The organism is Acidovorax sp. LjRoot38 (genome assembly GCF_964252975.1).
In the GTDB taxonomy this organism is placed as follows: Bacteria; Pseudomonadota; Gammaproteobacteria; order Burkholderiales; family Burkholderiaceae_C; genus Acidovorax; species Acidovorax facilis.
The window spans coordinates 124480-142116 of record NZ_CAXUPT020000009.1; the positions used below are offsets into that span (position 1 = coordinate 124480).

The 17637-nt window shown below is 63.2% G+C and carries 23 protein-coding genes; 21 read left to right on the top strand and 2 right to left on the bottom strand.

What is annotated here, in order from left to right; genetic code table 11:
* The first annotated feature begins 3 nt into the window (after positions 1-3).
* The 15 genes from ACSQ22_RS17330 (at position 4) to tatC (ending at position 9945) form a co-directional block, all read left to right on the top strand.
* The gene (locus ACSQ22_RS17330; protein WP_056060234.1) at positions 4-456 is read left to right on the top strand and encodes a PIN domain-containing protein; all 453 of its coding nucleotides are present in this window, start codon (positions 4-6) and stop codon (positions 454-456) included.
* Positions 453-1574 carry a histidinol-phosphate transaminase gene (hisC, locus tag ACSQ22_RS17335; protein ID WP_121422433.1) on the top strand — a complete coding sequence of 374 codons (1122 nt, stop codon included), beginning with the start codon at positions 453-455 and terminating at the stop codon, positions 1572-1574. The genes ACSQ22_RS17330 and hisC overlap by 4 nt, the downstream gene beginning before the upstream one ends.
* Positions 1571-2209: an imidazoleglycerol-phosphate dehydratase HisB gene (hisB, locus tag ACSQ22_RS17340; RefSeq protein WP_015012685.1), complete on the top strand. Its 639-nt coding sequence runs from the start codon at positions 1571-1573 to the stop codon at positions 2207-2209. The genes hisC and hisB overlap by 4 nt, the downstream gene beginning before the upstream one ends.
* A 51-nt stretch (positions 2210-2260) precedes the next feature.
* Positions 2261-2938: an imidazole glycerol phosphate synthase subunit HisH gene (gene hisH, locus ACSQ22_RS17345; protein ID WP_055399227.1), complete on the top strand. Its 678-nt coding sequence runs from the start codon at positions 2261-2263 to the stop codon at positions 2936-2938.
* A 65-nt stretch (positions 2939-3003) separates the two neighbouring features.
* The gene (gene hisA, locus ACSQ22_RS17350) at positions 3004-3744 is read left to right on the top strand and encodes a 1-(5-phosphoribosyl)-5-[(5-phosphoribosylamino)methylideneamino]imidazole-4-carboxamide isomerase (RefSeq protein WP_436131044.1); all 741 of its coding nucleotides are present in this window, start codon (positions 3004-3006) and stop codon (positions 3742-3744) included.
* Positions 3745-3867: 123 nt separating this feature from the next.
* Positions 3868-4668: an imidazole glycerol phosphate synthase subunit HisF gene (gene hisF / locus ACSQ22_RS17355; protein ID WP_121422436.1), complete on the top strand. Its 801-nt coding sequence runs from the start codon at positions 3868-3870 to the stop codon at positions 4666-4668.
* Positions 4665-5240, top strand: a complete 576-nt coding sequence (locus ACSQ22_RS17360) for a hypothetical protein (RefSeq protein ID WP_306553170.1) — start codon at positions 4665-4667, stop codon at positions 5238-5240. The genes hisF and ACSQ22_RS17360 overlap by 4 nt, the downstream gene beginning before the upstream one ends.
* Positions 5241-5479: 239 nt before the next feature.
* A complete protein-coding gene (hisI, locus tag ACSQ22_RS17365) occupies positions 5480-5878 on the top strand; it encodes a phosphoribosyl-AMP cyclohydrolase (protein ID WP_176889144.1) in 399 nt (132 codons plus the stop codon).
* A 20-nt stretch (positions 5879-5898) separates the two neighbouring features.
* A complete protein-coding gene (locus tag ACSQ22_RS17370) occupies positions 5899-6273 on the top strand; it encodes a phosphoribosyl-ATP diphosphatase (protein WP_055399375.1) in 375 nt (124 codons plus the stop codon).
* Positions 6270-6656, top strand: coding sequence for a DUF4870 family protein (locus tag ACSQ22_RS17375; protein ID WP_121422438.1), 387 nt, complete (start codon positions 6270-6272; stop codon positions 6654-6656). Before ACSQ22_RS17370 ends, ACSQ22_RS17375 begins: the two co-directional genes overlap by 4 nt.
* Positions 6649-7713: a patatin-like phospholipase family protein gene (locus ACSQ22_RS17380; RefSeq protein WP_121507439.1), complete on the top strand. Its 1065-nt coding sequence runs from the start codon at positions 6649-6651 to the stop codon at positions 7711-7713. Before ACSQ22_RS17375 ends, ACSQ22_RS17380 begins: the two co-directional genes overlap by 8 nt.
* Positions 7714-7877: 164 nt before the next feature.
* Positions 7878-8234, top strand: coding sequence for a histidine triad nucleotide-binding protein (locus tag ACSQ22_RS17385; protein ID WP_055399213.1), 357 nt, complete (start codon positions 7878-7880; stop codon positions 8232-8234).
* A gap of 106 nt (positions 8235-8340) precedes the next feature.
* On the top strand, positions 8341-8583 hold the full coding sequence (gene tatA, locus ACSQ22_RS17390; RefSeq protein ID WP_055399211.1) for a Sec-independent protein translocase subunit TatA: 243 nt from the start codon (positions 8341-8343) through the stop codon (positions 8581-8583).
* A 43-nt stretch (positions 8584-8626) separates the two neighbouring features.
* Complete coding sequence (gene tatB, locus ACSQ22_RS17395; RefSeq protein ID WP_055399209.1) at positions 8627-9088, top strand: Sec-independent protein translocase protein TatB; 462 nt, start codon at positions 8627-8629, stop codon at positions 9086-9088.
* Between the two features lie 62 nt (positions 9089-9150).
* Positions 9151-9945 carry a twin-arginine translocase subunit TatC gene (gene tatC, locus ACSQ22_RS17400; protein ID WP_436131045.1) on the top strand — a complete coding sequence of 265 codons (795 nt, stop codon included), beginning with the start codon at positions 9151-9153 and terminating at the stop codon, positions 9943-9945.
* A gap of 224 nt (positions 9946-10169) precedes the next feature.
* On the opposite strand, the gene ACSQ22_RS17405 is transcribed toward tatC, so the two are convergent.
* Positions 10170-11321, bottom strand: coding sequence for a S1C family serine protease (locus ACSQ22_RS17405; protein WP_436131046.1), 1152 nt, complete (start codon positions 11319-11321; stop codon positions 10170-10172).
* A 122-nt stretch (positions 11322-11443) separates the two neighbouring features.
* Here ACSQ22_RS17405 and ACSQ22_RS17410 point away from each other — a divergent pair, with 122 nt between their 5' ends.
* A complete protein-coding gene (locus ACSQ22_RS17410) occupies positions 11444-12205 on the top strand; it encodes a Nif3-like dinuclear metal center hexameric protein (RefSeq protein WP_436131047.1) in 762 nt (253 codons plus the stop codon).
* Positions 12206-12299: 94 nt separating this feature from the next.
* Complete coding sequence (gene pdxA / locus ACSQ22_RS17415; protein WP_436131048.1) at positions 12300-13328, top strand: 4-hydroxythreonine-4-phosphate dehydrogenase PdxA; 1029 nt, start codon at positions 12300-12302, stop codon at positions 13326-13328.
* Positions 13329-13510: 182 nt separating this feature from the next.
* Here the strand turns inward: pdxA and mscL are convergent, their stop codons facing one another.
* Positions 13511-13942, bottom strand: coding sequence for a large conductance mechanosensitive channel protein MscL (gene mscL, locus ACSQ22_RS17420; protein WP_055399204.1), 432 nt, complete (start codon positions 13940-13942; stop codon positions 13511-13513).
* A 145-nt stretch (positions 13943-14087) separates the two neighbouring features.
* Between mscL and petA the strand changes: the two genes are divergently transcribed.
* The 4 genes from petA to ACSQ22_RS17440 all read left to right on the top strand — a co-directional run bounded on the left by petA (position 14088) and on the right by ACSQ22_RS17440 (position 17607).
* On the top strand, positions 14088-14684 hold the full coding sequence (gene petA / locus ACSQ22_RS17425) for a ubiquinol-cytochrome c reductase iron-sulfur subunit (RefSeq protein WP_055399203.1): 597 nt from the start codon (positions 14088-14090) through the stop codon (positions 14682-14684).
* A gap of 11 nt (positions 14685-14695) precedes the next feature.
* Positions 14696-16108, top strand: coding sequence for a cytochrome b (locus ACSQ22_RS17430; protein ID WP_121422443.1), 1413 nt, complete (start codon positions 14696-14698; stop codon positions 16106-16108).
* Between the two features lie 19 nt (positions 16109-16127).
* Positions 16128-16886 (top strand): cytochrome c1, encoded by a 759-nt coding sequence (locus ACSQ22_RS17435; RefSeq protein ID WP_055399199.1) that lies wholly within the window; start codon positions 16128-16130, stop codon positions 16884-16886.
* A gap of 109 nt (positions 16887-16995) precedes the next feature.
* Entirely contained in the window at positions 16996-17607 is a 612-nt protein-coding gene (locus ACSQ22_RS17440) for a glutathione S-transferase N-terminal domain-containing protein (protein ID WP_007854512.1), read from the top strand.
* Positions 17608-17637 lie beyond the last annotated feature (30 nt).

Below are 17637 nucleotides of genomic sequence, written 5' to 3' on the forward strand. Positions count from 1 at the left end.
CGCATGGCCACCGTCCCCATCTTTGTCGATACCGAAATCCTGCTCGCCAGCGTGGACGACCGCGATGCAGAGCGCCAGGCGCGGGCGCGCGAATGGATCAGCTTTTGCTGGCAGACGCGCAGCGGCCGCATCAGCTCGCAGGTGCTCAACGAGCTGTACAACCAGGCCATCCAGCGTTTTGATGGCCCCCACGTGCTGCAGCAGGTGCGCGCCCAGGTGCGCCGCCTGCGCGTGTGGCTGCCGCCGCACCTCGATTCCTACACCGTCGACGGCGCCTGGGACCTGCAGGACCGCTACCGCCTGGGCTACTGGGATGCGCTCATCCTCTCGTCCGCCCATCAGCAGGGCTGCCGCTACCTGCTCACCGAAGCGTTGCCACACGACCAGCCGATGGACGCCGTGCGGCCGATCAACCCTTTTCTTGTCACCCCCAACGAACTGGACACCACCGAATGACTACTCCTGCGTCGTCTCCTCTCCAAGCCCTGGCCCGTATCCGCCCCGACGTGCGCGCCATGCACGCTTACGGCGTGCAGCCCTCCACCGGCATGCTCAAGATGGACGCGATGGAGAACCCGTTCCGCCTGCCCGCGCACCTCCAGGCCGCGCTGGGCCAGCGCCTGGGCGCGGTGGCGCTCAACCGCTACCCCGGCGACCGCCTGCTGGACCTGAAGGCGGCGCTCGCGAAATACGCCGGGATGCCCGAGGGCTACGGCGTGGTGCTGGGCAATGGCTCGGACGAACTCATCACCCTGCTGGCCCTGGCCTGCGCACAGCCCGGCACGGGCCAGCGCGCCACCATGCTCGCGCCCATGCCGGGTTTTGTGATGTACCCGCTGTCTGCGCAGCTGCAGGGCCTGGACTTTGTCGGCGTGCCGCTCACGCCCGACTTCGAGCTGGATGAGCCCGCCATGCTGGCCGCCATCGCGCAGCACAACCCCGCCATCACCTACATCGCCTACCCCAACAACCCCACGGCCACGCTGTGGGACGAGGGCGCGGTGCAGCGCATCATCGACGCAGCGGGCGCACAGGGCGGCATCGTGGTCATGGACGAGGCCTACCAGCCCTTTGCCAGCCGCACCTGGATCGACCGCATGCGCGCCGAGCCCGCGCGCAACGCGCACGTGCTGCTCATGCGCACGCTCAGCAAGTTTGGCCTCGCAGGCGTGCGCCTGGGCTACCTCATCGGGCCCTCGGCGTTCGTGAGCGAGATCGACAAGGTGCGCCCGCCCTACAACGTGAGCGTGCTCAACTGCGAAGCCGCCCTGTTTGCTCTGGAACACGCCGAGGTTTTCGCCGCCCAGGCGGCGGAAATCCGTGCCGAACGCACCACGCTCATCGCAGCCCTGCGCCAGATGCCGGGTGTCGAAAAGTGCTGGGACAGCGAGGCCAACATGGTGCTGATCCGTGTGGCGGATTCCGCCAAGGCCTACGAGGGCATGAAAAACCGCAAGGTGCTCGTCAAGAACGTTTCTACAATGCACCCATTGCTGGCCAACTGCCTGCGTCTTACGGTAGGCAATGCCGAAGACAACGCGCAGATGCTGGCCGCACTCCAAGCCTCCTTATGACTTCCTCCGCACTTGTACCCTCCGCCCCATCGGCCGACCCGATGGCCGACCGCATCGCCGAGGTCAGCCGCAACACCGCCGAGACGCGCATCAGTGTGCGCATCAACCTCGACGGCACCGGCCAGGCGAAGCTGCACACCGGCATCGGCTTCTTCGACCACATGCTCGACCAGATCGCCCGCCATGGGCTGATCGACCTCGACATCGACTGCGAGGGTGACCTGCACATCGACGGCCACCACACCGTGGAAGACGTGGGCATCACGCTGGGCCAGGCTTTTGCGCGCGCCGTGGGCGACAAGAAGGGCATCCGCCGCTACGGGCATGCCTATGTGCCGCTGGACGAAGCGCTGTCGCGTGTGGTGGTGGATTTCTCGGGTCGCCCCGGGCTGCACATGGATGTGAAGTTCACGGCCGGCAGCATCGGCCAGCTCGACACGCAACTGGTGTTCGAGTTCTTCCAGGGCTTTGTGAACCACGCGGGCGTCACGCTGCACATCGACAACCTCAAGGGCGTCAACGCACACCACCAGTGCGAGACCATCTTCAAGGCGTTCGGACGCACGCTGCGCGCGGCGCTGGAGCGCGATCCGCGCTCGGCCGGTGTCATCCCCTCCACCAAGGGTTCGTTGTGAAATTTTGGGTTAAATCAGGCGCTATCGCTTGATGGATAAGCGCTAGTAGCTATGAATATGGAAGCAAAAACAGTGGCGGTCGTGGACTACGGCATGGGCAACCTGCGCTCAGTGTCGCAGGCCGTGCAGGCCGCCGCCGAGGGCACGGGCTGGACCGTGGTCGTCACCCAGCGCCCCGAAGACGTGCGCGCCGCCCAGCGCATCGTGCTGCCAGGGCAGGGCGCCATGCCCGACTGCATGCGCGAGCTGCGCGAGTCCGGCCTGCAGGAATCGGTGCTCGAAGCCGCTGCCTCCAAGCCAATGTTCGGCGTGTGTGTAGGTATGCAGATGCTGCTGGACCATAGCGCCGAGGGGGATACGCCGGGCCTGGGCCTGATCCCTGGCGACGTGCTCAAGTTCGACCTGGCAGGCCGCACCCAGCCTGACGGCAGCCGCTTCAAAGTGCCCCAGATGGGCTGGAACCAGGTGCGGCAGATGCCCCACGCCCACCACGGCGGTGGCGTGCACCCGGTGTGGGCTGGCGTGCCGGACAGCAGCTACTTTTACTTTGTGCACAGTTTCTACGCCGTGCCGCAAAATCCTGCCCACTGCGCAGGGCAAACGGACTACGGCGGTTTGTTCGCCGCCGCCATTGCACGCGATAATATTTTTGCGACCCAGTTTCACCCGGAGAAAAGCGCGGAGCATGGCTTGGCCCTGTACCGCAATTTTCTGCACTGGAATCCCTGATCCCTTAACCGCCACCCGTTCGGGCCGAGCTGTGTCTCGCCCTTTTTCACCCGAACTTCACCACCATGCTGCTCATCCCCGCCATCGACCTCAAAGACGGCCACTGCGTACGCCTCAAACAAGGCGATATGGACCAATCCACCACCTTTGGTGAAGACCCCGCCGCCATGGCGCGCAAATGGGTGGATGCCGGTGCACGCCGCCTGCACCTGGTGGACTTGAACGGTGCGTTTGCGGGCGTGCCCAAGAACTACAGCGCCATCAAGTCCATCCTGAAAGAGGTGGGCGACGACATTCCTGTGCAGCTTGGCGGGGGTATCCGTGACCTGGACACGATCGAGAAATACATCGACGGCGGCCTGCGCTACGTGATCATCGGCACAGCGGCCGTGAAGAACCCTGGCTTCCTCAAAGACGCCTGCAGCGCCTTCGGCGGCCACATCATCGTGGGGCTCGACGCCAAGGACGGCAAGGTCGCTACCGACGGCTGGAGCAAGCTCACCGGCCACGAGGTCGTGGACCTGGCCAAGAAGTTCGAGGGCTGGGGCGTCGAATCCATCATCTATACCGACATCGGCCGCGACGGCATGCTCTCGGGCATCAACATCGACGCTACGGTGAAGCTGGCCCAGGCTTTGAGCATCCCCGTGATCGCCTCGGGCGGGCTGTCGAACATGACCGATATCGAGCAGCTGTGCGCGGTGGAGAGCGAAGGCGTCGAAGGTGTGATCTGCGGCCGTGCCATCTACAGCGGCGACCTCGACTTTGCTGCGGCGCAAGCGCGTGCCGACGAACTGAACGGCTGAAACCGATCACCCCCTGAGCGGCTTCGCCGCTTCCCCCCGGGGACGACGCCAGTGGCCTGGCGAAGTCAGTTCCACGGCGTCTGCTGGCCTCGGTAGCGCCTAATCAACGAATCGCTCACTGACATGCTCGCAAAACGAATCATTCCCTGTCTTGACGTCACCGGAGGCCGTGTGGTCAAGGGCGTCAATTTCGTCGAGCTGCGCGACGCAGGCGACCCGGTCGAAATTGCCGCGCGCTACAACGCGCAGGGCGCTGACGAGCTCACCTTCCTCGATATCACCGCCACCAGCGATGGCCGTGACCTCATCCTGCACATCATCGAGGCCGTGGCCAGCCAGGTGTTCATTCCACTCACCGTGGGTGGCGGCGTGCGCACTGTGGAAGACGTGCGCAGGCTGCTCAATGCGGGCGCCGACAAGACCAGTTTCAACTCGGCCGCGATTGCCAACCCTGACGTCATCAACGCCGTGTCTGCCAAGTACGGTGCTCAGTGCATCGTGGTGGCCATCGACGCCAAGCGCCGCTCGGCCGAGGATGCGCAGCGCCTGGGCGCCAACGGCCAGCCCGTGGGTGCGGGCTGGGACGTGTACAGCCACGGTGGGCGCAAGAACACTGGCCTGGACGCCATCGCCTGGGCCACGGAGATGGCACAGCGCGGTGCGGGCGAAATCCTGCTGACCAGCATGGACCGCGACGGCACCAAGGCAGGCTTTGACCTGGAGCTGACCCGCGCAGTGAGCGATGCGGTGAGCGTGCCCGTGATCGCGTCGGGCGGTGTGGGCAACCTCGATCACCTGGCCGACGGCATCCAGACCGGTGGTGCCGACGCGGTGCTGGCCGCCAGCATCTTCCACTACGGTGAATACACCGTGGGCCAGGCCAAGGCCCGCATGGCCGAGCGCGGCATTCCGGTGCGTCTGTGACGACGCCATTCGCGGGCGCGCGTTGGGCGCTGGTGGTGGCCCTGGCGGCCATGGCACTGCCCGCTGCGGCGCAGCAGGTGCCGCCCCCGTCGTATGCGAGTTTTTCTGAGCGCCTGCCCTGTGTGCACCGCATTGGCCGCTGCTTTGACGCGACCATCGGCGGCAAGCCGGTGGAGGTGATTGCCGACAAGGCCGAATTCGAGAAGCTCAAGGCCCTGCTCCAGACGCTGAACAGCAATGTGCGTGACGTGCACTGGATCGTGCGCGAACCCGTGTTAGGCACGCTCGCGCTGGACGTGGAAACCCGCGCCAACACGCTGGGTTTGCCGCTGGTGGGCGATGAGAAGGAAGAGCCCGATGTCACCGTCTATGCCCTCGACGGCCAAGATCTGGAGAGCGAATCGGAGCTGGTAGCGCAGCAAAGCGTGCGCGTGAATGGCCAGCCCGTGGTGACGCAGCAGGAAACCCTCACGCAGGATTTTCTGCCCCCGGGGCGCTATGCGTTTGCCATCAAGTACCTGGGCCGCAAGAACTGGGATCGCAAGTGGGTGTTTTTGACCGTGGCAAAGTAAATCTTCGATCAAAAGTGGTTCTGGCGCTGAGTGTGAAAGCGCTGATAGCTATTGTTTTGTAGTCAGATTTACGCGCTGCGCAGTGCTGCAATTGGCTGCAAGCTGCCCGACGATGCATCTGTTTTTTCATTGAACTCTCATTTTGATAGCTGCTAGCGCTTGATGGATAAGCGCTAGAGGCAAAAATGACCTCAAAACCGACCGCCCGGCAGGCGGGCTGGTCATTCAAATCACCGACAATCCCGCCCATGAACTGGCTCAACGAAGTGAAATGGGACGCGCAGGGCCTGGTGCCCGTGATTGCGCAGGAGCAGGGCACGGGCGACGTGCTGATGTTTGCCTGGATGAACCGCGAGGCCCTTGCCAAGACGGCAGAACTCGGCCGCGCCGTGTACTTCAGCCGCTCGCGCAAGAAGCTGTGGTTCAAGGGCGAAGAGTCCGGCCACGTGCAGACCGTGCACGAGATCCGCCTGGACTGCGACAACGATGTGGTGCTGCTCAAGGTCACCCAGCTCGGCCACGAGCCTGGCATCGCCTGCCACACAGGCCGCCACAGCTGTTTTTTCAGCGTGCTCAAGGACGGAGCCTGGCACGCGGTCGATCCGGTCTTGAAAGACCCTGAATCCATCTACAAGTAATGGCAATGGACGACAAGACCATGAGTTCCAACGATTCCCTCGCACGCCTTGCCGATGTGATTGAAAGCCGCAAGCCTGCCAACGGCGGCGATCCCGACAAGAGCTATGTCTCGCGCCTGCTGCACAAGGGGCCGGATGCGTTCTTGAAGAAGATCGGCGAGGAGGCCACCGAAGTCGTCATGGCGGCCAAGGATGTGGACCACGGCGCCGACAAGTCCAAGCTGGTTTACGAAGTGGCCGACCTCTGGTTCCACTCCATGGTGGCCCTGGCCCACTATGGCCTCACGCCTGCCGATGTACTGACCGAGCTGGAGCGCCGCGAGGGCACCAGCGGCATCGAGGAAAAAGCCTTGCGCAAGGTGGTTGCGCGCACTGCCGAAGAAGGGGCCCCATGAACGACATCATCGACGTGCAAAGCAATGAGCAAAAGGCCCAGGGCCTGAAGAACATCGGCTGGGTCAGCTATGTGCTGCACCTCATCGTGGCCGTGGGGGCTGTGCTGCCAGGCGCGCAGGCCAGTGCGCTGTTGCTGGTCATTGCGCTGGTGATTGACTTGGTCAAGCGCAGCGATGCCGAGGGCACCTGGCAGGCCAATCATTTCTCCTGGCGCATCCGCTCGACGATCTGGGCTGGTGTTCTGTATGTGGTGACCGCGCCCCTGTGGCTGCTGCTGATTGCGCCGGGCTGGATTGCCTGGGGGCTGATCTCGCTGTGGTTCCTGTACCGCATCGTGCGCGGCATGCTGGCCATGAGCAAGAACCAGGCGGTGGATGCCTGAACCGACGGCGTCCCTGTCGCACTTGTCATCCTTGCCACGGCTGAACCTGGCCCTGCAGGGTGGGGGCTCCCACGGTGCGCTCACCTGGGGTGTGCTGGATGCCTTGCTGGAGGATGGCCAGTGGCAGTTTGATGGCGTGAGCGGCACCAGCGCCGGCGCGATGAATGCCGTGGCCATGGCGCACGGCTTTGCCAAAGCCGCGCAGGAGCACAAAGACCCGCACGAAGCGCACCTGGCCGGTTGCGTCCAGGCGCGTGAAACGCTTACCCGGCTGTGGGAGGGCGTGGGCACGCTGGGCAGCCTGATGTGGGGCTCGCCCCTGTCGGCCGCCAACCCCATGATGGGGCTGATGCGCCAGTGGCTCTCGCCCTACCAGACCAATCCGCTCGACATCAACCCGCTGCGCCGCCTGCTGGAGCGCGAGGTGGACTTTGACCTGTTGTGCACTGTGCGCCGCGCCAGCGCTGCGGCGGGCGGGCCCAAGGTGTTTGTGTGCGCCACCAACGTGCGCACCGGGCGCGGCGAAATCTTCTCTGGCCCCCGGCTGAGCGCGGATGCCGTGATGGCGTCGGCCTGCCTGCCAGCGCTGTTCAAGGCCGTGGAAATCGACGGTGAGCATTACTGGGACGGCGGCTATTCGGGCAACCCTGCGTTGCACCCGCTGATCTATCAGACCGAGACCTCCGACATCCTGCTTGTGCAGATCAACCCCATCGAACATCTGGATCTGCCCCACTCAGGCCAGGAAATCATGGAGCGCATGAACGAAGTCACCTTCAATGCCAGCCTGCTGGCCGAGTTGCGCGCCATCGAGTTCGTGCGCCGTCTGCTGGCCGAGGGCAAGCTGGATGCGCGCCGCTACAAAAGCGTGCGCATGCACCGCATCGACGGCGGCGCCGTGCTGGAGCCCTTTGGCGCCGACAGCAAGGCCCGTGCGGACATGGCCTTTGTGCGCAAGCTTTTCGCCCTCGGCCGCACGGCCGGGCAAGAATGGCTGCACGCGCACCGCAAGGATGTGGGTGTGCGGCCCACCATCAATATCGCTGAAAATACATGAAGCCCCCCTGTGCCGCCTACGGCGCCTTCCCCCTTGGGGGACGCCACCCGTGGCCTGGCAAAGCCAGTTCCACGGTGGCACTGGCTTCGCGCGCGCCGGTTGCGACCGCTTTGGATGGCGAGCAGCGCCTGGTGACCTGTTAATTTTGTACTGACATTTTCCTCATGCACGATCCGAACTGCCTCTTCTGCAAAATCATCGCAGGCCAGATTCCTTCGAAGAAGGTCTATGAAGACGAAGAAATTTTCGCCTTCCACGACATCCACCCCTGGGCGCCGGTGCACTTTCTGATGGTGCCCAAGCTGCATATCCCTTCGATGGCGCAGGTCACCGAGGAACACGCGGGTGTGCTGGGGCGCATGATGGCGCTGGCGCCGAAGCTGGCAATGGAGCAGGGCTGCAACCCGTACCCGGAGGGTGGCTTTCGCGTCGTGGTAAACACGGGGCTTGAAGGTGGGCAGGAAATCCACCACCTCCATATCCATGTGATGGGCGGTCCCCGTCCGTGGCTCAAAGGCTGAACCAGGCTGACGGGTCGTGCAGGGAGATTCCCGCAGTTCTGCTTGGGCTGTGAACTCCTGTCACGCCCCCCGTCTAAAATGATTGCAATTCGTTAGGAGATATTCCATGGGCTCTTTTTCCATCTGGCACTGGCTGATCGTGCTGCTGATCGTCGTCATGGTGTTCGGCACCAAGAAGCTCAAGAACATGGGCTCCGATCTCGGGGGCGCCGTCAAGGGCTTCAAGGACGGCATGAAAGACGGTTCGGCCGACGCGGCTGCCACCACCACCCCACCCGCGGGCCAGGTTGCCAACAACCCTGCGACCGACAAGACCACCATCGATGTCGAAGCCAAGCAAAAGAGCTGAGCGGGCTGTTCCCGCTGGCACCCGCACGCTTTGCGCTTGATCCATGATTGATATTGGCCTGTCCAAGATGGCGCTGATCGGCGCGGTGGCTCTTATAGTCATCGGGCCCGAGAAGCTCCCCCGTGTGGCCCGCACGGTGGGCACCCTGCTGGGCAAGGCCCAGCGTTACGTGTCCGATGTGAAGGCCGAGGTCAACCGGTCCATGGAGCTCGACGAGCTCAAGAAAATGAAGGACACGGTGGAGAACGCCGCACGCGATGTGCACAACTCCATCCAGACCAGCGCCAGCGAGTTCGAAAAGGACTGGGCCGAGGCCACCGACACCGCCAGCTCGGCGTTGCAGGACCAGACCGCCGTTGTGCCGGCTTACAAACACCCCGGCAAGAACTGGCGCCTCAAGCGGGGGGCGGTGCCCCAGTGGTACAAGGCCCGAAGCGGTGTGCGCACCAAGGCACAGTCCGGCGCGGCCCGTGTGGCGCGTTTCCGTCCCCGTAAATTCCATTGATGCAGCAGCCACCAGCGCACCGCGCGCTGCATGGGCGGCCCTGACGCCCACGAAAACCCAACATGTCCGAAACCCCTTCCAAAGAAGACGAGCTGGCCGGTACCGAGCAGCCGTTTGTGCAGCACCTGATGGAGCTGCGCGACCGGATGGTCAAGGCCATCATTGCCATCGCGATTGCGGCGGCGATTTTGTTCTTCTTCCCTGGCCCTGGCGCGCTGTATGACTTTCTGGCGGCGCCGCTGGTGGCCCACCTTCCCAAGGGCGCCACGCTGATCGCCACGTCGGTGATCTCGCCGTTCATGGTGCCGCTCAAGATCTTGTTGATGTCGGCCTTTTTGCTGGCACTGCCGTTTGTGCTGTGGCAGGTGTGGGCCTTTGTGGCGCCTGGCCTGTATTCGCACGAAAAGAAGCTGGTGCTGCCGCTCGTGATCTCCAGCACGCTGCTGTTCTTCATCGGGGTGGCGTTTTGCTACTACCTGGTGTTTGGCCAGGTGTTTGCGTTTATCCAGAGCTTTGCGCCCAAGAGCATCACCGCCGCGCCAGACATCGAGGCCTACCTGAGCTTTGTGCTGTCGATGTTCCTGGCGTTTGGCTTGTCCTTCGAGGTGCCGATTGCCGTGGTGGTGCTGGCCCGCATGGGCATCGTGAGCGTGCAGAAGCTGCGGGAGTTTCGTGGCTATTTCATCGTGATCGCCTTTGTGATCGCTGCCATCGTCACGCCGCCCGATGTGGTGTCGCAGCTGTCGCTGGCGATCCCCATGTGTCTGCTGTACGAGGTGGGCATCTGGGCGGCGCAGATCTTCATCAAGCACACCAAAGCCCCGGACGAGGGTAGCGAGCCCGCCTCCAACGCCTGAAGGTTGAGTTTCTCGTGAAAATGAGCTCTAGCGCTTGTTGGATAAGCGCTTCAAGCTATATTTTTAATAGCTGACGGGTTGCATCAGCGGCCATGTCGCAGTGTTCTGCGCGCAGCCCCTAAAAACTGGCGCGTGCCCAATACCAGTGCCACCGCGGAACCGGCTTTGCGGGGCCGCTGGAGGCGTCTCCCTTTGGGGAAAACGCGCAGCGGCTCAGAGTAGGCTTACCGCCTCACATTGCGCTGAGGCTTGGGGCGCACGCCGGGGTTGATGCTCAGTTCCACCATCTTGTCGCCGCGCTGCACGTTGAACGGTGCTGCAGTGCCGGGCTTGAGCCCCGCCACGGCGGTCAGCAACTCGGACACGTTGCTCACCTTCCTGCCTTCAACCCGCACGATCACATCGCCGGGCCGCGTGCCCGCCTGGGCGGCGGGGCCGTCCTGCAGCACGCCGGTGATGATCACGCCCTCGGTGGCTTTCACGCCGAAGGTTTCTGCCAGTTCGGGTGAGAGTTCGTTGGGCTCCACGCCAATCCAGCCGCGTGTGACCTGGCCGTCCTGCACGATGCCATCCAGCACCATGCGGGCCGTAGACACGGGGATTGCAAAGCCGATGCCCATGCTGCCGCCCGAGCGCGAGTAGATGGCCGTGTTGATGCCCATGAGGTTGCCATTTACATCCACCAGCGCGCCGCCCGAGTTGCCAGGGTTGATGGCCGCATCGGTCTGGATGAAGTTCTCGAAGGTGTTGATCCCGAGCTGTGTGCGGCCCAGCGCGCTCACGATGCCGCTGGTCACCGTCTGGCCCACGCCAAACGGGTTGCCGATGGCCAGCACCTGGTCGCCCACGGCGAGTACGTCCGAGTTGCCCAGCACGATGACGGGCAGCTTGTCGAGTTCGATCTTGAGGATGGCCAGGTCGGTGTCGGGGTCGGTGCCGATCACGCGGGCGCGGGCGCGGCGGCTGTCGGTCAGCGTCACTTCGATCTCGTCGGCGCCTTCCACTACGTGGTTGTTGGTCAGGATGTAGCCGTCGGGGCTCACGATCACCCCGCTGCCCAGCCCGGCCTGCGCCTGGGCCCCCTGGTCGCCAAAGAAGAACTGGAACCAGGGGTCGTTGCTGCGCGGATGGCGCACGGCCTTGCTGGTGTTGATGCTGACCACCGCCGGCGCGGCCTGGCGCGCCGCAGCGCTGAAGCTGCCTGCGGCAGGTTGCGCATTGGCCGGGGCAGGGGGTGCTTCGAGCAGCGCAATGCCAGCGCCGGAGCGGGTGGTGGCGCCGCGGCCCAGCCAGCTCGGCTGCAGGGTGGCGACAACGAAGTAGGCCGCAACGAACACCGTGACGGCCTGCGAGAACAACAGCCAGATGCGTTTCATGAAATTCTGTACAGGTGATGGGCTGGAGAAGGGGTGGCGGGCGATGCGCATGCCACGGCTGCCTCCCGGAGAAAAGCATTGTCCCTCATGTGTGGGCGTGGGCCACGCGCGACAATAGCTGCATGAGCATCTCCCGCACCGAACTTTTGCAGGCGTTTGACAGCCTGCTGCAACCCGAGCGCTTCAAGGACTATGGCCCCAACGGCTTGCAGGTGGAGGGCAAGGCCGAGATCAGCCGCATCGTCAGCGGCGTGACGGCCAGCCGCGCCCTGATCGACGCGGCCATTGCTGCCCAAGCGGATGCCATCTTCGTGCACCATGGCCTGTTCTGGCGTGGGCAAGACGGCCGGGTGACGGGCTGGATGAAGCAGCGTTTGCAGTTGCTGCTCGCGCATGACATCAACCTGTTTGCCTACCACCTGCCGCTGGATGCCCACCCGGAACTGGGCAACAACGCCCAGCTAGGCCGGGTGCTGGGGCTCGTGGCCGACGCGCGGTTTGGCGAGAACGATCTGGGCTTTGCCGGGCCTGCCGCGTTTGCCGATGAGCGGGCCCTGGCAGACCATGTCGCGCAGGCCCTGGGCCGTGCCGTCACCTGGGTGCCGCCGGAAGGCGCTGCTGCGCAACGGCCAGTCCGCCGCGTGGCCTGGTGCACGGGTGGCGCTCAGGGCTATTTCGAGGCGGCGATTGCGGCTGGGGCCGACGTGTTCATCACCGGCGAGATTTCCGAGCCCCAGGCGCATCTGGCCCGCGAGATGGGGGTGGGTTTTATCGCAGCAGGGCACCACGCGACCGAGCGTTATGGGGCGCCTGCGGTGGCGGCGCAGGTTGCAGGGCAGTTGGGTCTGGGCCACCAATTCATCGAGATCGACAATCCTGCCTGATCGCTGGTAGCCTGGGTTTTAGCTATAAAAATAATAGCTACTTGCGCTTATCAGTAAAGCGCTAGGTTCACTTTTTATCTGAAATCAAACTTCCATGAAGCCTCTCGCCATTACCCAGGGTGATCCTGCCGGCATCGGCCCCGAAATCGTGGCCAAGGCCTTTCGCGATGCGCCAGCCGATTTGGTGGGTTGCTTCGTGGTGGGCGATGTCGCCACCTTGCGGCGTGCGGCCCAGGCCATCGTGCGGCCCGGCGTGCCCATGGTACCCGTGGCACAGATTGCTGCGCCCGCCGATGTGCTGGACATGCCGCCCCGCTGTGTTCCGGTGTTGCAGTTGCCAGGCATTCCTGGCCCGCAGCCCTGGGGGCAGATTGGCGCCGCCGCTGGCCGTGCCGCCGCAGACAGCGTGGTCTGGGCCGCCCGCGCGGCGCTGCGGGGCGAGGTGGCGGGGCTGGTCACGGGGCCCTTGCACAAGGAGGCCTTGGCGGCAGCGGGCGTGGCATTTCCGGGCCACACCGAGCTGCTGCAGGCCGAGGCCGTCGCGCACCAGGGGGTATCGCTGGCGCAAATGCCCGTGCGCATGATGCTCGCCAGCGACGAGCTGCGCACGGTGCTGGTCAGCATCCACATGTCGCTGCGCGATGCCATTGCGGCGGTCACCACGGACAACGTCCTGCAGACGTTGCAAATCACGCACGCTGCCCTGGTGCGCAGCCTGGGGCGGGCGCCGCGCATCGCGGTGGCGGGGCTCAATCCCCACGCGGGCGAGGGCGGGCTGTTTGGTAACGAGGAAGCCGAGGTGATTGCGCCGGCCATCGCCGCTGCGCGCGCGCAGCAGCTGGATGTGCAGGGCCCCTTCGCTCCTGACACGGTGTTCATGCGCGCGCGCAGTACGCCCCATCGCGCTGGAGAGTTCGACGTGGTCATTGCCATGTACCACGACCAGGGGCTTATCCCGGTGAAGTACCTCGGGGTGGACAAGGGGGTGAACGTGACCCTGGGCCTGCCCCTGGTGCGCACCAGCCCCGACCACGGCACCGCGTTTGACATAGCGGGGCAGGGTATTGCCGATGCTGCAAGCCTCATCGAGGCCGTGCGCATGGCGCGGACCCTTTGTGGATGAAACAGTCCCATGGCGCTGTGGCTAAGCGCAAAAACAAAAAACTATCGATTCGATAGCGGATTGTTGAGGGATGGGGCTTCAAACTGGCGCGCCCCGAGCCAGCAGCCACCGCGCATGGGCCACTCCGCCCCGCTGGCGGCGTCCCCCTTCAGGGGGAAGGCGCGTAGCGACTCAAAGGGGCGTTATTTTTTCAAGCTATCTCTGATCTCGCGCAACAGGACGATGTCTTCGGCGGGCGCGGCTGGGGCTTCGGGGGCTGGCGCAGGGGCTTCGCGCTTGAGGCGATTGATCTGCTTGATCATCATGAAGATGATGAACGCCAGAATGATGAAGTTGACGGCCACGGTCAGGAAGTTGCCATAGGCAAACACCGGCACGCCCGCCTTCTTGAGGGCATCGAGCGTCATGGCCGTGCCCGGTGGCACGGACCCCAGCACCACGAAGAGGTTGGAAAAGTCGAGTTTGCCGAACACCAGTCCCACCACCGGCATGATCAGGTCGGACACGACCGAATCCACAATCTTGCCGAACGCCCCTCCAATGATCACGCCGACGGCAAGGTCGATCACATTGCCCTTGACCGCAAACTCCCTGAACTCCTGCATCATCCCCATGGTGTGCTCCTTGTTTGAATGGTGATGCCGGAGTATTGCCCGGCGCGGTGCCCTGTCAAGACAGTCACCCACTTTGAAATAACCATTTTCACTCCGCTACAATTCGCGGTTGACCCAACAATAGCGATGTTTACCGAGGATCCCCATGAGTGACACACCAGTCGACACCAGTAAAAGGACGTGGCTGATTGCGTCCGGATGTGCCGGTGCCGCTGGCGGAGTGGCAGTTGCAGTGCCTTTCGTCAGTAGTTTTCAGCCTTCGGAAAAAGCCAGAGCGGCCGGTGCCGCTGTAGAGGTGGACATCTCCGCCCTTCAGCCCGGCGAAAAGCTGACCGTTGAATGGCGTGGCAAGCCCGTGTGGATCCTGAAGCGCACTCCCCAGCAGCTGGAGTCTCTCGCTCAGACGGAATCGCAGCTGGCCGATCCCAAGTCGGATCGCAAGACGTACCCCACCCCCGAGTACGCCAAGAACCAGCACCGTTCGATCAAGCCGGAAGTGTTTGTGGGCGTGGGCATCTGCACCCACCTGGGTTGCTCGCCCGGAGACAAGTTCCAGACCGGCCCACAGCCCTCGCTGCCAGACGACTGGCACGGTGGCTTCCTGTGCGCCTGCCACGGCTCCACGTTCGACGTGGCTGGCCGGGTCTTCAAAAACAAGCCGGCGCCTGACAACCTGGAAGTGCCGCCGCACATGTACCTGTCCGACACGCTGCTGTTGATCGGCGAAGACAAGAAGGCCTGAGGTAAATCGACATGGCTGAATTCAAGGAAATCTCCCCCAACGCCTCGGCAGGCGCCAAGGTCACGAACTGGTTCGAGAACCGCTTCCCGACCGCTTTTGACGCCTACAAGGTGCACATGTCGGAGTACTACGCTCCGAAGAACTTCAACTTCTGGTACATCTTCGGCTCGCTGGCCCTCGTTGTGCTGGTGATCCAGATCGTGACCGGCATCTTCCTGGTCATGCACTACAAGCCCGACGCCAGCCTGGCGTTTGCTTCGGTCGAGTACATCATGCGCGATGTGCCCTGGGGCTGGCTGATCCGCTACATGCACTCCACAGGCGCCTCAGCGTTCTTTGTGGTGGTGTACCTGCACATGTTCCGTGGCCTTATCTACGGCAGCTACCGCAAGCCGCGCGAACTGGTCTGGATCTTCGGCTGCGCCATCTTCCTGTGCCTGATGGCCGAGGCCTTCATGGGCTATCTGCTGCCCTGGGGCCAGATGTCGTACTGGGGCGCCCAGGTGATCGTGAACCTGTTCGCTGCCATTCCCTTCATCGGTCCTGATCTGGCCTTGCTGATCCGTGGCGACTTCGTGGTGGGCGATGCCACGCTGAACCGCTTCTTCAGCTTCCATGTGATCGCTGTCCCGCTGGTGCTGCTCGGCTTGGTGGTGGCCCACTTGCTGGCGTTGCACGACGTGGGTTCCAACAACCCCGATGGCGTGGAAATCAAGGGCCCCAAGGCGCCCAAGGATGCCAATGGCAAGCCGCTCGATGGCGTGCCTTTCCATCCCTACTACACGGTGCACGACATCTTCGCGCTGAGCATGTTCCTGATGGCGTTCACGGCCGTGGTGTTCTTTGCGCCTGAGTTTGGTGGCTACTTCCTGGAGTACAACAACTTCATCCCGGCCGATCCGCTGGTGACGCCGTTGCACATCGCGCCGGTCTGGTACTTCACACCGTTCTACTCGATGCTGCGTGCGATCACGACCGAGATGATGTACGTTCTGGTGCTGTGTGTGCTTGCGGGTGCTGCCTTTGGTGTGTTCAAGGCCAAGTTGCCAAGTTTCATCAAGGCCGGCATCGCCGGTGCCGCCGTCGTGGCGGTGGTGCTGATGCTGTCGATCGACGCCAAGTTCTGGGGTGTGGTGGTGATGGGTGGTGCCGTGATCATCCTGTTCTTCCTGCCCTGGCTGGACCACAGCCCGGTGAAGTCGATCCGCTACCGTCCCGACTGGCACAAGTACCTGTATGGCGTGTTCGTGATCATCTTCCTGATCCTGGGCTACCTGGGTGTGCAACCCCCTTCGCCCATTGGCGAGCGTGTGTCGCAGGTGGGTACGCTGTTCTACTTTGGGTTCTTCCTGCTGATGCCCTGGTGGAGCCGTATTGGCGAGGCCAAGGCCGTGCCCGACCGCGTGACCTTTGTGGCGCACTGAGCCCCAGGAGATAACAACAATGAAGAAAATCATCCTCACGCTGGTGGCCGCCCTGGGTCTGGCTGCTGGCTCTGCACTGGCTGCGGGCGGTGGCATTCCGCTGGACAAGGCCCCCGTCAAGACGAACGATCTGGCCTCGCTGCAAAATGGTGCCAAGGTTTTCGTCAACTATTGCCTGAATTGCCACTCTGCAGCGTTCATGCGGTTCAATCGCCTGAAAGACATCGGTTTGACCGATCAGCAGGTCAAGGACAACCTGCTGTTCACTACGGACAAGGTCGGCGAAACCATGAAGGCGGCGATTGATCCCAAGCAGGCCAAGGCCTGGTTTGGTGCCAATCCCCCCGATCTGACCGTGATCGCCCGTTCGCGTGCTGGCGCGGGTGGTTCGGGTGCGGATTACCTGTACACCTACCTGCGTACTTACTACCGCGACGAAACCAAGCCGACCGGCTGGAACAACCTCGTGTTCCCCAACGTGGGCATGCCCCACGTGTTGTGGGAGCTGCAGGGTGATCGCCGCCCAGTGTTTGAAGAGCACGAAAGCCATGGTCACAAGACCCAGGTTTTCAAGGGTTGGGAGCAGGTCAGGCCTGGTCTGATGACCCCGCTGCAGTACGACCAGACCGTGGGTGACCTGGTGAACTACATGCAGTGGATGGCAGAACCCGCGCAAAACACCCGCAAGCGCGTGGGTGTCTGGGTGCTGATTTTCCTGGGCGTGTTCACGGTGATTGCCTGGAGGCTCAACGCAGCCTTCTGGAAAGATGTGAAGTAACGCGCGCAGCAGTCATATCCATTGAAAGCACCCTTCGGGGTGCCTTGGTTTTTTTGCAGAGTGGGCGCTTTTGGCGTCCCACTCTTTTGATTTTTAGGAGCCTCCCACCATGATGGTGCTTTACTCGGGTACGACCTGTCCCTTCTCCCACCGCTGCCGTTTTGTCCTGTTCGAAAAGGGCATGGACTTTGAAATCCGCGATGTGGACCTGTACAACAAGCCCGAAGACATCAGCGTGATGAACCCCTACGGCCAGGTTCCCATTCTGGTCGAGCGCGATCTGATCCTGTACGAGTCGAACATCATCAACGAGTACATCGACGAGCGCTTCCCCCATCCCCAGCTGATGCCCGGCGACCCCGTAGACCGCGCCCGTGTGCGCCTGTTCCTGCTCAACTTCGAGAAGGAGCTGTTCGTGCACGTGAACATCCTGGAGTCGCGCGCGACCAAGGGCAACGAAAAGGCGCTGGAAAAGGCGCGTGCGCACATCCGTGACCGCCTGACGCAGTTGGCCCCTGTGTTCCTCAAGAACAAGTACATGCTGGGTGACAACTTCTCCATGCTCGACGTGGCCATTGCCCCGCTGCTGTGGCGCCTCGACTACTATGGCATCGACCTCAGCAAGAATGCAGCTCCGCTGCTCAAGTATGCAGAACGCATCTTCTCGCGCCCTGCGTACATCGAGGCGTTGACCCCATCCGAGAAGGTCATGCGCAAGTAACTTGCGGCCTGCCCCGTTCCCTATTCACAG

Excerpts from the sequence above, each read along its gene's own strand:
- ACSQ22_RS17330 (WP_056060234.1), top strand. The coding sequence starts at position 4 with ATGGCCACCGTCCCCATCTTTGTCGATACCGAAATCCTGCTCGCCAGC.
- hisB (WP_015012685.1), top strand. The coding sequence starts at position 1,571 with ATGACTTCCTCCGCACTTGTACCCTCCGCCCCATCGGCCGACCCGATG.
- ACSQ22_RS17410 (WP_436131047.1), top strand. The coding sequence starts at position 11,444 with ATGAGCATCTCCCGCACCGAACTTTTGCAGGCGTTTGACAGCCTGCTG.
- ACSQ22_RS17430 (WP_121422443.1), top strand. The coding sequence starts at position 14,696 with ATGGCTGAATTCAAGGAAATCTCCCCCAACGCCTCGGCAGGCGCCAAG.
- mscL (WP_055399204.1), bottom strand. The coding sequence starts at position 13,942 with ATGGGGATGATGCAGGAGTTCAGGGAGTTTGCGGTCAAGGGCAATGTG.
- tatA (WP_055399211.1), top strand. The coding sequence starts at position 8,341 with ATGGGCTCTTTTTCCATCTGGCACTGGCTGATCGTGCTGCTGATCGTC.
- hisC (WP_121422433.1), top strand. The coding sequence starts at position 453 with ATGACTACTCCTGCGTCGTCTCCTCTCCAAGCCCTGGCCCGTATCCGC.
- ACSQ22_RS17385 (WP_055399213.1), top strand. The coding sequence starts at position 7,878 with ATGCACGATCCGAACTGCCTCTTCTGCAAAATCATCGCAGGCCAGATT.
- hisH (WP_055399227.1), top strand. The coding sequence starts at position 2,261 with ATGAATATGGAAGCAAAAACAGTGGCGGTCGTGGACTACGGCATGGGC.
- ACSQ22_RS17435 (WP_055399199.1), top strand. The coding sequence starts at position 16,128 with ATGAAGAAAATCATCCTCACGCTGGTGGCCGCCCTGGGTCTGGCTGCT.
- tatC (WP_436131045.1), top strand. The coding sequence starts at position 9,151 with ATGTCCGAAACCCCTTCCAAAGAAGACGAGCTGGCCGGTACCGAGCAG.
- hisA (WP_436131044.1), top strand. The coding sequence starts at position 3,004 with ATGCTGCTCATCCCCGCCATCGACCTCAAAGACGGCCACTGCGTACGC.
- pdxA (WP_436131048.1), top strand. The coding sequence starts at position 12,300 with ATGAAGCCTCTCGCCATTACCCAGGGTGATCCTGCCGGCATCGGCCCC.
- ACSQ22_RS17380 (WP_121507439.1), top strand. The coding sequence starts at position 6,649 with ATGCCTGAACCGACGGCGTCCCTGTCGCACTTGTCATCCTTGCCACGG.
- ACSQ22_RS17370 (WP_055399375.1), top strand. The coding sequence starts at position 5,899 with ATGAGTTCCAACGATTCCCTCGCACGCCTTGCCGATGTGATTGAAAGC.
- ACSQ22_RS17375 (WP_121422438.1), top strand. The coding sequence starts at position 6,270 with ATGAACGACATCATCGACGTGCAAAGCAATGAGCAAAAGGCCCAGGGC.
- hisF (WP_121422436.1), top strand. The coding sequence starts at position 3,868 with ATGCTCGCAAAACGAATCATTCCCTGTCTTGACGTCACCGGAGGCCGT.
- ACSQ22_RS17405 (WP_436131046.1), bottom strand. The coding sequence starts at position 11,321 with ATGAAACGCATCTGGCTGTTGTTCTCGCAGGCCGTCACGGTGTTCGTT.
- petA (WP_055399203.1), top strand. The coding sequence starts at position 14,088 with ATGAGTGACACACCAGTCGACACCAGTAAAAGGACGTGGCTGATTGCG.
- tatB (WP_055399209.1), top strand. The coding sequence starts at position 8,627 with ATGATTGATATTGGCCTGTCCAAGATGGCGCTGATCGGCGCGGTGGCT.
- ACSQ22_RS17440 (WP_007854512.1), top strand. The coding sequence starts at position 16,996 with ATGATGGTGCTTTACTCGGGTACGACCTGTCCCTTCTCCCACCGCTGC.